At 58.2% G+C, this 13,746-nt stretch carries 14 protein-coding genes; 7 read left to right on the forward strand and 7 right to left on the reverse strand.

The genetic code is table 11. The features are described from left to right. Positions 1-67: 67 nt before the first annotated feature. Positions 68-1,288 carry a CaiB/BaiF CoA transferase family protein gene (locus CFBP4996_RS29175; protein WP_080854924.1) on the reverse strand — a complete coding sequence of 407 codons (1,221 nt, stop codon included), beginning with the start codon at positions 1,286-1,288 and terminating at the stop codon, positions 68-70. A 299-nt stretch (positions 1,289-1,587) separates the two neighbouring features. Here CFBP4996_RS29175 and CFBP4996_RS29180 point away from each other — a divergent pair, with 299 nt between their 5' ends. From CFBP4996_RS29180 to CFBP4996_RS29205, 6 genes are all read left to right on the forward strand, one after another. Then, positions 1,588-2,349 (forward strand): SDR family NAD(P)-dependent oxidoreductase, encoded by a 762-nt coding sequence (locus tag CFBP4996_RS29180; RefSeq protein WP_080854925.1) that lies wholly within the window; start codon positions 1,588-1,590, stop codon positions 2,347-2,349. Between the two features lie 55 nt (positions 2,350-2,404). Next, positions 2,405-2,833 carry a VOC family protein gene (locus tag CFBP4996_RS29185; protein WP_080854926.1) on the forward strand — a complete coding sequence of 143 codons (429 nt, stop codon included), beginning with the start codon at positions 2,405-2,407 and terminating at the stop codon, positions 2,831-2,833. Between the two features lie 232 nt (positions 2,834-3,065). Further along, complete coding sequence (locus tag CFBP4996_RS29190; protein ID WP_121490353.1) at positions 3,066-4,415, forward strand: MFS transporter; 1,350 nt, start codon at positions 3,066-3,068, stop codon at positions 4,413-4,415. A gap of 63 nt (positions 4,416-4,478) precedes the next feature. Continuing rightward, positions 4,479-5,324, forward strand: a complete 846-nt coding sequence (locus tag CFBP4996_RS29195; RefSeq protein ID WP_080854927.1) for an HTD2 family dehydratase — start codon at positions 4,479-4,481, stop codon at positions 5,322-5,324. A gap of 55 nt (positions 5,325-5,379) precedes the next feature. Next, positions 5,380-6,258 carry an IclR family transcriptional regulator gene (locus tag CFBP4996_RS29200; RefSeq protein WP_162936137.1) on the forward strand — a complete coding sequence of 293 codons (879 nt, stop codon included), beginning with the start codon at positions 5,380-5,382 and terminating at the stop codon, positions 6,256-6,258. Positions 6,259-6,505: 247 nt separating this feature from the next. After that, positions 6,506-6,703: a hypothetical protein gene (locus CFBP4996_RS29205; protein ID WP_170988545.1), complete on the forward strand. Its 198-nt coding sequence runs from the start codon at positions 6,506-6,508 to the stop codon at positions 6,701-6,703. A 138-nt stretch (positions 6,704-6,841) separates the two neighbouring features. On the opposite strand, the gene CFBP4996_RS29215 is transcribed toward CFBP4996_RS29205, so the two are convergent. The 6 genes from CFBP4996_RS29215 to CFBP4996_RS29240 all read right to left on the reverse strand — a co-directional run bounded on the left by CFBP4996_RS29215 (position 6,842) and on the right by CFBP4996_RS29240 (position 12,334). Beyond that, the gene (locus CFBP4996_RS29215; RefSeq protein WP_080854930.1) at positions 6,842-8,065 is read right to left on the reverse strand and encodes an FAD-dependent oxidoreductase; all 1,224 of its coding nucleotides are present in this window, start codon (positions 8,063-8,065) and stop codon (positions 6,842-6,844) included. Position 8,066: 1 nt separating this feature from the next. Further along, complete coding sequence (locus CFBP4996_RS29220; protein ID WP_080854931.1) at positions 8,067-9,284, reverse strand: Atu1372/SO_1960 family protein; 1,218 nt, start codon at positions 9,282-9,284, stop codon at positions 8,067-8,069. Beyond that, a complete protein-coding gene (locus tag CFBP4996_RS29225; RefSeq protein ID WP_080854932.1) occupies positions 9,281-9,964 on the reverse strand; it encodes an amino acid ABC transporter permease in 684 nt (227 codons plus the stop codon). Before CFBP4996_RS29225 ends, CFBP4996_RS29220 begins: the two co-directional genes overlap by 4 nt. Next, positions 9,961-10,620, reverse strand: a complete 660-nt coding sequence (locus CFBP4996_RS29230) for an amino acid ABC transporter permease (protein WP_080854933.1) — start codon at positions 10,618-10,620, stop codon at positions 9,961-9,963. The genes CFBP4996_RS29225 and CFBP4996_RS29230 overlap by 4 nt, the downstream gene beginning before the upstream one ends. Positions 10,621-10,628: 8 nt before the next feature. Further along, positions 10,629-11,381 carry an amino acid ABC transporter ATP-binding protein gene (locus tag CFBP4996_RS29235; RefSeq protein WP_080854934.1) on the reverse strand — a complete coding sequence of 251 codons (753 nt, stop codon included), beginning with the start codon at positions 11,379-11,381 and terminating at the stop codon, positions 10,629-10,631. A 74-nt stretch (positions 11,382-11,455) separates the two neighbouring features. Beyond that, positions 11,456-12,334, reverse strand: coding sequence for an ABC transporter substrate-binding protein (locus tag CFBP4996_RS29240; protein WP_080854935.1), 879 nt, complete (start codon positions 12,332-12,334; stop codon positions 11,456-11,458). Between the two features lie 161 nt (positions 12,335-12,495). On the opposite strand from CFBP4996_RS29240, the gene CFBP4996_RS29245 reads away from it, so the two are divergent. Continuing rightward, a complete protein-coding gene (locus CFBP4996_RS29245) occupies positions 12,496-13,551 on the forward strand; it encodes a GlxA family transcriptional regulator (protein WP_080854936.1) in 1,056 nt (351 codons plus the stop codon). Positions 13,552-13,746 lie beyond the last annotated feature (195 nt).

Genomic DNA, 13,746 nt, shown 5'->3' on the forward strand with positions numbered 1-13,746 from the left:
CTCTCAAGCGATTTGCCACCATTTCCTCCTTCCAAAAGTAATCGTTCCCAACGCCGTTTGACGTCGTTCATTCTGCTGCAACCCTTTGAACGCCGGTGAAAGCCGCCCCAGTTTCGATTGCCTCCTTGACCTGATCCGGAGCTAGGCCAAGCTCAGCCAACAGCTCTTCCGTGCTCCAACCAGGCGGTTGCGCAAAGCTTTGCGGCGGTAGATAGCTTCCATTGATTTGGATCGTTGAGCGAATGATCGCGGTCGCCCCTTCCGTCGGGTGTTCCTCCTGCGTGATCAAGCTAACTGCCTTGAGATGTGGGTCCTCGGACAGTGTCTCAAGGGTGTGACAGGGCATCGCGGCGATATCGGCAGCCTGGAAAATCCCAAGCCATTCTTTGGTCGTCTTATCCGAAAGGGCCGCGCCACGAACTTCGAACCAGGCCTCGACATTCTTGGCGCGGGCTCCGACGCTGGAAAAGCGCGGATCATCCAGAAGGTCGTCTTTTCCAACGGCCTTCAAAAACGACTTAACCTGAAGGTCGGTATTGATTGTAACGGAAATCCATCCGTCGGCCGTGCGAAGCGGCTTGTTATGAGCATTTAGCAAACGTTTATCGCCTGCGGTGCCAACCGGCGGGTTGAATGACTTCTGCGCCAGGTGTTCCTGGAGGACGAACGCGGCCATCGTCTCGAACATGGGGATCTCAATCGAACTCCCACCCGCGCCCGAGTTCCGCTGGATAACCGCGGCAAGGATTGCACCCGCCGCGATCTCACCCACCACATGGTCACAGATGACAAGGGGCACGTAGGCAGGCGCACCGTCGCGGGCGAGAAACAAGCCAGCAATTCCAGACACGCCTTGGACGACGCTGTCATAAGTCGGACGCCCGGCGTAAGGGCCATCAGTCCCATATCCCGTAATAAGGCAATGGATTTTGTCGGGATATTTCCCGCGGATCGTGTCCGCATCGAGTCCTAAACGTTCGAGCGCCTTGGGCCGCATGTTCGCGACGATAACGTCAGACGTTTCGATCAGGCGCTGCATAACTGCCGCTGCCGCTGGCTTCTTCAAGTCGAGCGAAATGTTGCGCTTGCCGCGATTGAGATGGAGATATGTGCCCGAGTGCTGACCAGTCGGGCTCAACCCTCCGAGGCCCCGCATCAAGTCGCCCTCCGGGGCTTCCACTTTTACGACCTCAGCACCGTATTGCGCCAGACGCCAGGTGCAAGTTGGGCCCACGACCACACTTGTAAGATCGAGTACCCGTAGTCCGTTCAACTGTGACTGGCTCATATGAAGCCCTCCCAAAAGCAATAACCCGGGCGGAGAGCGCCGGTCAGGTCGACCGCAAAACGAGATGACTTCGCCATCCAGCGGTCATCAAAATCTCGCTCTCACTCTGCTGGACCGAGAATTTCTGCCTCCAGACAGCGGTCTCCTCCGCAGCGCGGCGATACTGTGTAAATACAAATTTGAAGTCAACAGTTCATTGATGAAATCGCACTGCGCAATCGAAATTTCGTATCTGAACTCTTGACATCACATATGAAATAACAAATATCCGCCTCCAACATGCGTTTGGAGGAAGGCTGATGTTGATGAAGGACAAGGTGTGCGTCGTTACGGGCGCTGCCTCAGCTCACGGAATCGGGAGAGCTACAGCGAAACTTTTGGCCGAAAACGGCGCGAACGTTGTTGTCATGGATATCAGCGAGCGCATCGGTTCCACCGCCGAAGTATTAAGCGGTGAGTATCCCGACAATCGCTTTCACGCGATACGTTGCGACATTTCCTCGAAAAGCGAATGTGAAGCGGCGAGAGACATCGTCCTGAGAGAGTTCGGGCACGTTGATGCACTGATCCACTCTGCCGGGATCATGAGGCCTGCGAAGTTTGAAGCGATCTCCGAGGCGGATTTCTCTGAGATGATAGCAATCAACCTCACTGGCACGTTCAACATCATACAGGCATTTGCAGGTTCGATGATCGAGCGACGCGCCGGGTCGATTGTGAGCGTTGCATCGGTCGCGGCCCAACGAGGCGGTGGTCTCTTTGGTGGCGCTCACTATGCAGCATCGAAAGGCGGGGTCTTGAGTTTGGTGAAAACACTGGCCCGCGAATGCGGTCCGGCCAGAGTGCGCGTCAACGCAGTGTGCCCATCCTTGATCGAAACCGATTTTGTCGCAGGCGCAATGTCTGCCGAACGCCTGCAAGAGCTATCGACCTCGATACCGCTTGGTCGTCCGGGTCGTCCGGAAGAAGTCGCTGGAGCATGCATGTTCCTCGCTTCTGACCTGTCCGGGTACATGACCGGAACGACACTCGACGTCAACGGCGGCATTCACATCCACTGATCTGTCAAATCCACCCTTTTGGATTGAACCAGGGGGTGAAACACGGAGGAAGCCAATGGCTACGACATTCCATCACGTAAATTTCACGGCCAAGGACGTGACCGACCTTGAGAATTTCTACAAGGACGTCCTGGAACTTGAGCAGACCTACTACGGAGGTCACGGCGCTGACGATCAAATCAAGGATCGCGGCTACGGCGGTCACGTCACCTTCCTCACAGATGGCAAGACGGAAATGCACCTCGCGACCCGCGACCTCAACGTTGCTTACAAGACCGGCAAAGGCATCAACCCACTGGACCGAGGCCATATCGCTTTCCGAACCGACGACATCGAAGGCGTAAAGCGCCGCCTAACCGAGCGCGGCATCATGTTCTCCGACTACGGCCAGTGGGCGATCAAGGGCTGGCAGCAGATTTTCTTCCAAGATCCTGAGGGCAACGTGGTCGAAGTACACGAAGTCCAAGGTGACGCAGCCGAGTGACCGGCGGTGTCGCAGTTGCATCGTTGATCGATGTCTACTGCCAGCTCACGAAATGAGCATCGGCGCTACGCGGCGAGTGCCGACGCGGCCACAAGGAGTGGTCATATATGGGAAGGGAAAACCTTCAGCGAGTTGCAGCAGCAACGCACATGGACGGCCTGCTACTCACTGGGGAGGCAGAGGCAGGCCAGCGCATTCCACAGACAAACAGTTACCTTGGAGGAGAGGACCAATGTCGGCCACTACACCAGATATCACGAAACTACATACTGACTATGAGAGGGAAACGATTTCGCCCATGGCGAAACGCGCGACCATGAGCAGTGCATTCGGCTCTGCGCTTGAATGGCTTGACTTTACTGCCTACGGCGCGATTTCCGCCACGGTATTGCCCGCACTCTTCTTCCCGACCATGGATGAAAACAGTGCTTTGTTGGCATCATTTGCCACCTTCGGCGTCGGCTTCTTTGCACGTCCGGCCGGTGGGATTGTAATGGGCATTCTGGGTGACAAGATTGGACGCAAGAAAATCCTGCTGTTTACGTTCATCCTGATGGGCGTTGCCTCGTTCCTCATTGGACTGATGCCTACCTACGCCACAATTGGCGTTTGGGCTCCGGGCTTAATTGTCGTTCTGCGATTTATTCAGGGCTTCGCATTGGGTGGCGAATCCACTGGTGCGCAACTTTTTACGATGGAACATGCGCCATCGAGCAGACGAGGACTTTTTGCGGCGTTTACTCAAATGGCCGCACCTGCGAGCCAAGTCCTCTCTAACGCGCTGCTATACGTGATCTCGCTCTCAATGAACGCGGAACAGTTCCTGAGTTTTGGTTGGCGGATTCCATTCCTGATGAGCGTGCTCCTTGTTGCCCTTGGCGTATACATACGTTTCAAGGTTGAGGAGACACCGGCGTTTCAAGAACTCGTCGAACGCCGCGAGAGCGAAGAGAAAGTGACCAAAGCTCCTGTGAAACCGAAGCCGGTCTTCAAGTCACACCCTGGCACCATTCTACGACTCCTGCTGTTTTGGGGTGCACCGACTGCCTGCTATTACGTCGTGACGGTGTTTTCGATCTCATATCTGACCAAGACGATTGGACTTGAAAGCCAGACCGCCTTCGTCTGCCTAATGGCCGCCAACGTGGTCGCGATGGTGACGACATGCCTTGGCGGAGCTGCAAGCGACAGATTCGGCCGCAAGCCGCCTCTGATCGTTACGTCGATCACTATGATCGCCGTCGCCCTCGTCTATTTTCCGGTTATAAGTACGGGCAACACCCTGCTCATCTTCATCGCAATGGCCCTGTTTGCCGGATCGATTCAGGCACAGAGCGGTATTCTCCCGGCATTCTTTGCCGAGCACTTCCCTACGGCCGTTCGCTATGCCGGATCGGCAGCGTCCTACACCGGTGCAAACCTTGTATTCGCTGCTCCAACCCCTCTTGTGGCGGCATGGCTTATGCAAAAATCGGGCGGTCAGGTTTGGATTCTCACGGTCTGCTGCCTCGCACTTCTAGCGATATCGTTTACCGCGCTGCTTCTCAGCCCTGAGACACGCCATAACGACCTCTCAAGATAAACATCCATCGGAGCCGCGCTTGCAACTTATAGATGCGGCTTCTCGTAAGGAAAAGACGCATCCATGACCATTCAAATTCCCGACGAAATATATCTTACAGTCAGCCGCCAAGAGTCCTGTGCCGTTTCGAGCGTAAGGCGAGTGGCGGCGATGCTCGATCAGGACCCGGATGCATGGTCCAAGGGCGATGCTCTTCCGCGGGGATGGCAGTTTATTCTGATGGGAGCCGATACGCGTCGTTCCCGACTAAGAAATGATGGATTTCCAGGGTTAGGCGTTCCGCTTCCCGATTTTGGCTTGCCCCGGCTGATGCTGGCGGGCCGATCCGTCTCATTTGGAAACGACATCCCAATCGGTAGCGACGTTCGCAGAGAAAGCCGCGTCGAGGAGGTAAAACAGAAGGAAGGACGAAACGGTCCTATTGTCTTCGTAACCGTACTCCACGAACTCTACACTGATGACCGCTCTTCCGCTGCCGTCACAGAACGACAGACATACGTTTTGATGGGCGCTGGACAGGGCGAGAAAGTCAAGCCGAGCGAGCAGCGGACTCTGCCAGAGGATGCTAGACAACTCTCCATTCCGGACGATACGCTCATCTTCTCGTACTCGGCGCTCGGTTTCAATTCCCATCGCATTCATATAGATCGGGAATACGCCACAAAGGTCGAAGGCTTTCCAGACCTTGTTGTAAACGGCGGACTCTCCACGCTGCTTCTCACTGAAGACTTCCGACACTCGACCAGGCAACCAATCACGACGATTACCGCCCGGTATCTGCGTCCCCTCTTCTGTGCCAAGCCAATATACGTCAGCTATGAACGCACAAAGGACGTCTGGACGGTCAAGGCCTACGATGACCAGCATGAAGTCGCGGTTGAGCTGGTGTTGAACTCATATACGCCTTGACTCGATAAGAAGCGGCGGAATACCCAGATCGTCTGCAATGACGAGGTGTTCGCGAATGGAAACGATGAACAGCAAAGCTGCTACACGAAAACGGACTGTGGAGATCAAGATCGAGGCCGACGACTCGAAGCAGACGCTTTACGCGGCACCAGCACTCGAAAAGGGGCTCGATATCCTTGAGCTTCTCTCTGTGCAGGAGCATGGCCTCTCTCGGAAGGACATCGCAGATCGTCTGGGGCGCTCGGTCGGGGAAATTTTTCGAATGATCGAATGCCTAACGCGTCGATCATACCTCGTCCAAACTGACGATTCCTTTCAACTGGGTATGAAGCTCTTTGAATTGTCGCACACGTTTCCTCCGGTCAGTCGTTTGATAGCCGAAGCGCTTCCACGTATGCGCATGCTCGCCAAAACAGTGGAGCAATCGTGCCACCTAACGGTGATAAGCGGAACGAACCAACTGGTCGTCGCCCAAGTAGACGCGCCTGAAGGTATGGGGTTCAGCATCAAGGTCGGGGCGAAGCTTGAGATACTGAAGTCAGCTTCGGGACGGGTTCTATTGGCGTTCCAGGACGAGAAGGAGACGAATGACACTCTTTTATTGCTCGGCCCTAATAGGTCTGCTGAAGAGATCAACGCTATTCAGAGAACCCTAAACAAGGTCCGCAAAGATGGCTTTGCGTTTATGAAAAGCAACCAGTTTGCTGGTCTTCAGGCGATCAGTTTTCCGATCTTCGATCTCCGGGGTCATGCCATCGCCGCGCTGACGGTTCCGTACGTCGCACGGTTAGATGATAGCACCAGGATGGGTACCGCTGAGGCGCAACAAATGCTCGGCCAAGTCGCATCGGAACTGGTAGAAGCCGTGGGAGGCAAGCCGCCGAGCAAACTCGCTGCTCGGCCTTCCAAGCCGTACGCTGTCGGTTCTAGCTGATCAGTTGGCTCTACGCGGATGCGTGGCGTTCGAATTGCTAGCTAGATAGTCGCGAATATCATCGTACTGGAGATGAGTTATGCCCCCCGTCGATCCATAACGCGCGTAGAAATTGCCTGCTGTATCTGAGATGAGCCGAAATTGTTGGCAGAGTAAACCCCTGCGGCGGAGCTCGGTCGCAAACTGGCCTGTAACGTCATCGATTGGGTGAGTGGCTGGCGGATTTTGATGCAGAACGCCTGCTTCGATGAGCTTCGCCCTCAAGCGCTGGATCGAACGACGCTCTCCATGCCGCAAGGTGCGGCCGCCGCGCTGCCTTATGGTCGTGGCGCCCGGTCTCGAGAAAGGGAGCCGCGAAGGCGCCCTCGCCACGGTGGCGGTTCTCGTTGCGCGCGACTGCGCAATTTCCGTGTTCGACGCAACGATTAATCGCAAGATAGCATAAGCCTCGGGCCAATCCTCCGTCGCCGGCCGCAAGATCCCCGCAAAGTAGAATCGTCGCCATTGGCAGGCGAAAAGCTGAAGCCTGCAGCCGACGAGAGTGGGAAACGTCCGGCCTTCCAATCGAACGATTGTTGACAGCTTATCTATCAGCAGCATCAATCATATTTGCCATCCGTCTTGCCGAACCCAATGAAAGCGTCCATCCCAGCATGCCGTGGCCGGCGTTGATGTACACGCCGCGCAAGTGCCGAGATGCGGCGATGATCGGGCGTGACGACGGTGTCATGGGCCGCTCGCCGGACCACTGCATCAGATTCTCGGCGCCGCCGAAAACATTGGGCAAGACCGCTGTAGCGCTTTGCCGCAATGTATTGAACCTGTCGGCATCGAAGCCCGACCCCGGCGGGTCGATGTCAGCGAGGCCGGCCACGCGGAAGCGGTTCCCGATCGATGCGAAAGCAAGTTTTCGGCTGACGTCGGTCAGGCTGATCAGGGGCGCAGCAGATGACGCAGGCACCGTCAGGGAATAGCCCCGTACAGGCCGGATCGATCGCGCCTCCGCGAATTCGGGGGCAAGCAGGCGAAGCTGAGGTCCGGCCGCCACAACGACGCTGTCGACCTGCAACGGTTCCCGGTCGTCGAAATTCAACCCCACAAGCCGATCGCCTCTCAGGGCGAAGCCGGTCACCCTCCGACCGAACATAGTCGAAATCTGATAGCGCTTCACCATATGGTCCGTAAGCTGACAACAGAAAGCGGCAGCATCGCCCAACGCATCGCCCGGCGTATAGATCGCTCCGCCGATTTCGGCCTGATAGCGGCAAAGCGCCGGCTCAAGTTTCTCCGCTTCAGTGCGCGAAAGCATTCGCTGCTCAAGACCGAGAGCCGTCTTGCGCGCAATGCCGGCTTCTGCCGCAGCGACACTTGCTTTGTCCGGATAAAGATGCAGCTTGCCCGCGACGCGATAATCGAAAGCAATATCGACGTCAGTCAGCAGTGTGGCGAGCTCGCGGCGGGACTGTTCTGCCAGGGCGAGAATGTCCTGCGTATTGCTCCACCAGCGGCTAAAGGGTGTATTGGCCAGGAAGCGAAGGCCCCAGCGAAAGAAATCCGGGTCGAGTTGCCAGCGAAGCCGGAAGGCGGGATCGCGACCCATAGCAATGGCGGGCAAATGTCGCAGCAATGCCGGCGACGCCATCGCATCGCCGTAGGCCCAGGAGAGTTGAGCGGCATTGCCGGCGCTCGCTCCTCGGCCCGGCCCGGCGGATGCATCGATCAGCGTCACGTCATGCCCTGACTTGGCCAGAAGATAAGCCGACGCCACGCCCACGACGCCAGCTCCGATCACCGCAACGCGCGCCATCTCAGGCTTCATCCGTCACGATGGCACTCAGCTCGATTTCGACCGGCACGCCGCGTGGCAGCGACGCGACGCCGATCGCGACGCGCGCATGTGCCCACCGATCCGGGAAGAGCACGCGCAGCAGCTCGGACGCGCCGTCGATGACCGCACCGTGGCGCGTAAAATCCGGGCTCGCGGCGACATAGCCTGCGAGGCGGACGAAGCCGCGCACCTTGTCGAATCCACCTGCGGCACGCTCGAGTTGCGCGAGCGTGTTAAGAAGACATTGAGCCGCGTTCGCTCGCGCCTCCTCAATCGAAACGCCAGCTCCGACAATCCCGGCCCTCAAAACGTTGCCATCCACGAGCGGCACCTGACCCGAGACGTTGACGACATTGCCGTGCTTGACCGCGCCGACGAAGGCGCCCGGCGGTTCCGAAACCTCTGGCAGACTGAGACCAAGCTTGGAAAGTTGCTGGCGCACAGGATTGATCTCGTGGGGTAGGCACGTCTCAGGGCGATCCGCTGCGATTCCAGCGCTACGCTCGACGAAAGCCTTCAAAATTCGGGAATCCAGCGCGGTTAGGCGATATTCGGGATGCCATTGAACGCCGAGGCAGAATGTGTCGTTCTCGCCTTCGAAGGCCTCGATGATGCCGTCGGGCGCGCGCGCGGCGACGCGAAAGCGCCCTTCGCCCGCTAGAGCATGACGGTGCAGGCTGTTGACGGACTGTACCTCGTTCGCAGCCCAATCAGCCAGCGCACTCTCCGGTGCGATGATGATTTCATGCGCGGCAATATCGGGCACATCGCGGGGAAGGTGAGATATGTTCGACGCTGGCAGATCCGTCACGAATTCGCCACCCAGGCATTCCCCGATGAGCTGCATTCCGTGGCAAATTCCAAGCAGCGGCTTGCCTGCCTTGAGAGCTTGCTCGACCAGTTGCCGTTCAAATCGCTTCCGCGCTTCAGGAACTTCCGCACCGGGTCGGGCGCCGGTGATTATAATCCCATCAGCGGTAGCCATTACCCAATCGATGTTACCAGCCTCGTAGGGCAGAATCATCGGAATCCCACCGGCTTCGGCAATCGCCTCCGCATAGTTCGCCCGCAGGACATATTCGCTTTCCGTGGGTGCAACGGACATCTCCTTGAGATCGGGTGTCATCAGGATCAGGGGCCGTTGGTTGGGCCTTGGAGACCCGGCTTGGCCGGGAGCAGCGGTCGTTTCGATGGTCATGATCGGGCCTTGAAATGGTGATGGCGGGCAGATTCGGCGAGCCGGCGAGACAGCGCCGAGAAGGGCCAGGCGATTGCGAAGTAGCAGACACCAACCGCGACATAGATTTGCAGCGGCAGGAAATATTCGGTCGCCATGGCCCGCCCGGTTAAAGCTAACTCGTCGACCGTGATTAGCGAAGCGAGCGACGAGTCCTTCAAGAGCGAGACGAACGCGACGATGACAGGTGAGAGGACGACACGCGCGACCTGGGGCAGAATGATCAGTTGGAAGCTCTGGGTAGGGGTGAAGCCGACGGCAAGTGCCGCTTCTGCCTGACCCGCCGGTATGGCCTTGAGTCCCGCCCGGAAAAGTTCCGCGATCTGTGCGGCGAAGCATAAAGCGAGACCGACGACCGCGGCACCAAAGGCATTGAAGACAATACCAATGCCTGGCAGACCGAAATAGAGCAGGAAGAGCACGGCCAGCAGAGGGACCCCACGAACCACGGTCACGTAGGCGGCGGCGAATTGCCGGAGTACTGCGCATGCCGATCGCTGGCAAAGCGAAAGCAGCAGACCGAGCACAAGCGCCAGGGCGAAGGCCGTGACCGAGAGCGCTGCCGTGTTGAGCATAGCCTTGAGCAGCAGCGGCATCCACTCAGAGCCGTATTCGCCATATGGTTCGAAGAAACCGCTCATCCCTTCAATCTCCCGTAACGTCTTTCGAGAACCCGCGTCGCCTGCATCAACGGTAGGCTGAGCGCCAAGTAGAGCCCGGCGGCGGTGGCGTAGATCAAGGTCGTCTGAAACGACGAGGTGACCATCGAGCGGGCGAAGAACATGATCTCGGGCGCGGCGATGGCGGACACGACGGACGTATCCTTGAGAAGCTGCACCGCGTAGTTTCCAAGGCCCGGCAGAGCGATCCGCAAAGCCTGCGGCGTGAGAATATCGAATATCGTCTGGAGCGGCGTCAGCCCGGTCGCAAGCGCCGCCTCGGCCTGGCCGCGCGGCAGAGCCGCGAAGCCGGCGCGCAGGATGGCGCAAGTGATGGCCGCACCGATCAAGCCGAGCCCGACAATTGCCGCAGCAATCGATGTCAACCGGACGCCGATGCTCGCCAGCCCGAAATAGAGGATGAAGAGATGCGTTAGCACCGGCACATTGCACAGCACCTCGCAATAGGCATCGATCACCAGATCAACCAATCTTACGCTGGCGAATTGTCTGACCAGCGCAAGTATGAAGCCAAGCGTCACCGCCAACGAGAGCGAGGCAACCGTGACCAGCACGGTGACGCCTAGGCCGGCAAGCAGACCCTGCGCAATAGAGAGGAACAAGGAAAAGCCGCTCATGACCTCACCTAGTGCCGGATCATGTTCAGGAAGGCTCTGGTGCGCGGCTCACGCGGCGTGGTGATCACTTCCCGCGCAGGCCCTGCTTCTACGATCGTGCCGCCATCGAGAAAGAGAACCCGGTCGGCAATGTCGCGCGCAAAGGCGACCTCATGGGTGACAATCAGCATAGTGCGGCCTTCGGCGGCAAGCTCCTCCATTACCTTCAACACTTCATGCACCAGCTCCGGATCGAGCGCCGAGGTCGGCTCATCGAACAGCATCAGCTTCGGCTTCTGGGCGAGCGCACGGGCAATCGCCACGCGCTGCTGCTGACCGCCCGACAGTTCCAGCGGTGAAGCATCGGCCCGATGCGTCATATGCACCTTGGCCAGCATGTCGAGCGCTAGGTCGCGTGCCTCTCCGGCCGACAGGCCACGCACCTTGCGAGCAGCGATCGCGACGTTCTCGGTCACCGACAGATGCGGCCACAGATTAAAGAGCTGGAACACCATGCCCATTTCAGCCCGCTGCGGCGCAAGCTGCCAGTCGCTCATGGTCCGCCCCTCGCGAACGCCGATGCGCTCACCGTCCAGATGGATCTCGCCGGCGTTCGGCTTCTCGAGGAAGTTCATGCAGCGCAGACAGGTCGATTTGCCGGAGCCCGAAGGACCGATCAAGGCGATCTTCTCGCCCGGCGCAACATCGAAATCGATGCCTTTCAATACCTCTATGGGGCCATAGCTCTTACGCAGGCCCGCGACACTCAGAAGCGCAGTCATTGCTGTTCTCTGTTTCCGATGAAAGGTGAGGACGAGAATGACGTTGGCCAACTCTCGTCCCGGGTCTTGGCTAATCAGCCGCCGGCCGTGCAGGAGGGCAGTTTGTAGTCGGCCGGACGGTCGACGCCGGCGCGGAAATTCTCGCCGACCGGCTTGAACCAGACATCCGCCGACAGGCCGTAGCGATCGCCGATGGCTTTCATCTCGCAGGTCTTCCACATTTCATCGATAACGGCGTCCATCTTCTGGCGCAGATCATCGTTCTTCTGGTTCAGTCCGTAGACGACCTGGCCGAGACCGGTCAGCAGCGGGTAATCTGAGCTGCTGTCAGCGAAGGCGAGAAAGTGCATGTTCCAGTCGGGGTTCTGCTTGATCGCATAGGAGACGACGGGCGGATCGCCGATGACGGCATCGATACGGCCGGCAATCAGATCGCGCACTGCGGCATCGGACGTGTCGTAGAGCGACAACTCAAGGCCCTTGATCTTCTTCAGTTCCGGAACGAAGGAGAAGCCGGTGATGGTGCCGACCTTCTTGCCTTCCAGATCGGAAAGCTTGTCCCAGTTCGTCTTGTTAGGTTGCATGATGCCGTTCTTGAAATAATGGATCGGCTCGGACAGAGTCATGATTTTGGTACGCTTCTCGGTCCAGCCCATCGTGCCGAGCATGACATCGACGCGGCCCGATTGCACGGAGGCGATCGTGCCCGACCATTCCATCAGCGCCGGCTGCACCTTGAGGCCGAGCTTGTCGGCGATACGCTGCATGATTTCGCCGTCGTAGCCGATCAGCTTCCCATCCTGCCAGCCGGAGCCCGGCATGTCACCGGTGAAGGCGACAGTCAGTTTGCCCTGTTCGGCGAGCTCGAATGCGTTTGCGATAGATGCCGATGCCATGATGGAGCCTGCGAGCAGGGCGCGCGCAATCATCCTTCTCGAAAGAGAAAGTGCCATTGTTCTGATCCTTGATTGTTTTTGGTTCCCCGGTCCCGAGGATCCTGATCCCCGGGATGTCGCGTTCGACGAGAGTGAATTTGCCACCGAAACATGGCGCTGAATTTTAAAAATAAGACATTTTATTTGAAATATCGACATCGCTCATACATGGTACGCCCATGAGCGCGGATGACAGCCTTTCCGATACGAAGACGAGTGAGCCGGACTACGTGCGCTGGCTCGATGGCCTGTGGCAAGAGCGGCTGCTCGCGTCGCGCGATCGCAAGGCAGATCTCTCGATCGGCATCCTACTGTGGCCGACCTTTCCGATGATGTCGCTGACGGGGATCGTTGAACCCTTGAGACATGCGGCCGACTTTGCCGACAATTCCCGCCCGCTTCACTGCCGCTGGTCGATCATGGGAACGCCGGGTCAGGCGGCGGTCGCTAGCTGCGGGATCCGCGTTCAAACCGACGCGCCCTATATTAACCCAACGGATTTCGACTACATCGCGGTGATCGGCGGCTTGCTGCCGCATCTGCGCGCGGCACCAACCAAGCATCGCGACTATCTGCGGGTCGCGGTATCGGCCGGTGTTCCCGTGATCGGCGTCTGCACCGGCGCCTTTGTTCTCGCCCAAGAAGGACTGCTTGCCGGGCGCAAGGCATCTGTCCATCCCTTCCATGCCGAGGATTTCAGAATCGCCTTTCCGCGCCAGCCATTTTCGACTCGCGACGATTTCCTGATCGAGAACGGTCGCATAACAGTACCCGGCGGCGTATCAATCCTGTCACTGATGACCGAATTGATCCGTAGCCATTGCGGGCCGGACCGGGCGGCAAAGGCCGTACACCAGCTATCTCTCACCGAACACAGAGGATTGAGCGCGTTCGACCAGGGCCGCGTCTCGACATTTCGTCACGTGGACGATTCTCGCATTCAACGCGCCGTCGTGTTGATCGAAAGCCGCAAGGGCCGCGACGTCTTGCCGGAGCAGGCCGCAGCCATGGCTGGGCTCTCGCCGCGTCAATTCGGACGCCTCTTTCAGCAAGTCATCGGCATGACGCCGAAGCGCTTCATTATCGAGACCCGTCTGCGCTATGCGCGCTTCCTAGTGGAAAACAGCGCACTCTCGATGACCGAGATCGCGTTCGAGACGGGCTTCTCCGACGCCGCGCATTTCGCGACGGCTTTCCGTGCGAAATTCAACCAGTCTCCTCGTCAGATGAGGTGACCGCCCTGCACTTCGCCGGTAGAGCGGTATCCCTCAGCGTCCGGGCCGCATTGCCTTGCGCACTTGCAAACTCGCGCTCAACAGTTTGAGAAGAGCTAAAAGACTCGCTTCATCCGGCTGTCCCGCTGTCCTCAACTGTACGGCAATATAGTTTCGCCAACCCGCCAAGCGCCGTGATCTCGCGTGCTCCGGCAA

It is taken from the genome of Agrobacterium leguminum, assembly GCF_005144435.2.
Classification (GTDB): Bacteria; Pseudomonadota; Alphaproteobacteria; order Rhizobiales; family Rhizobiaceae; genus Agrobacterium; species Agrobacterium leguminum.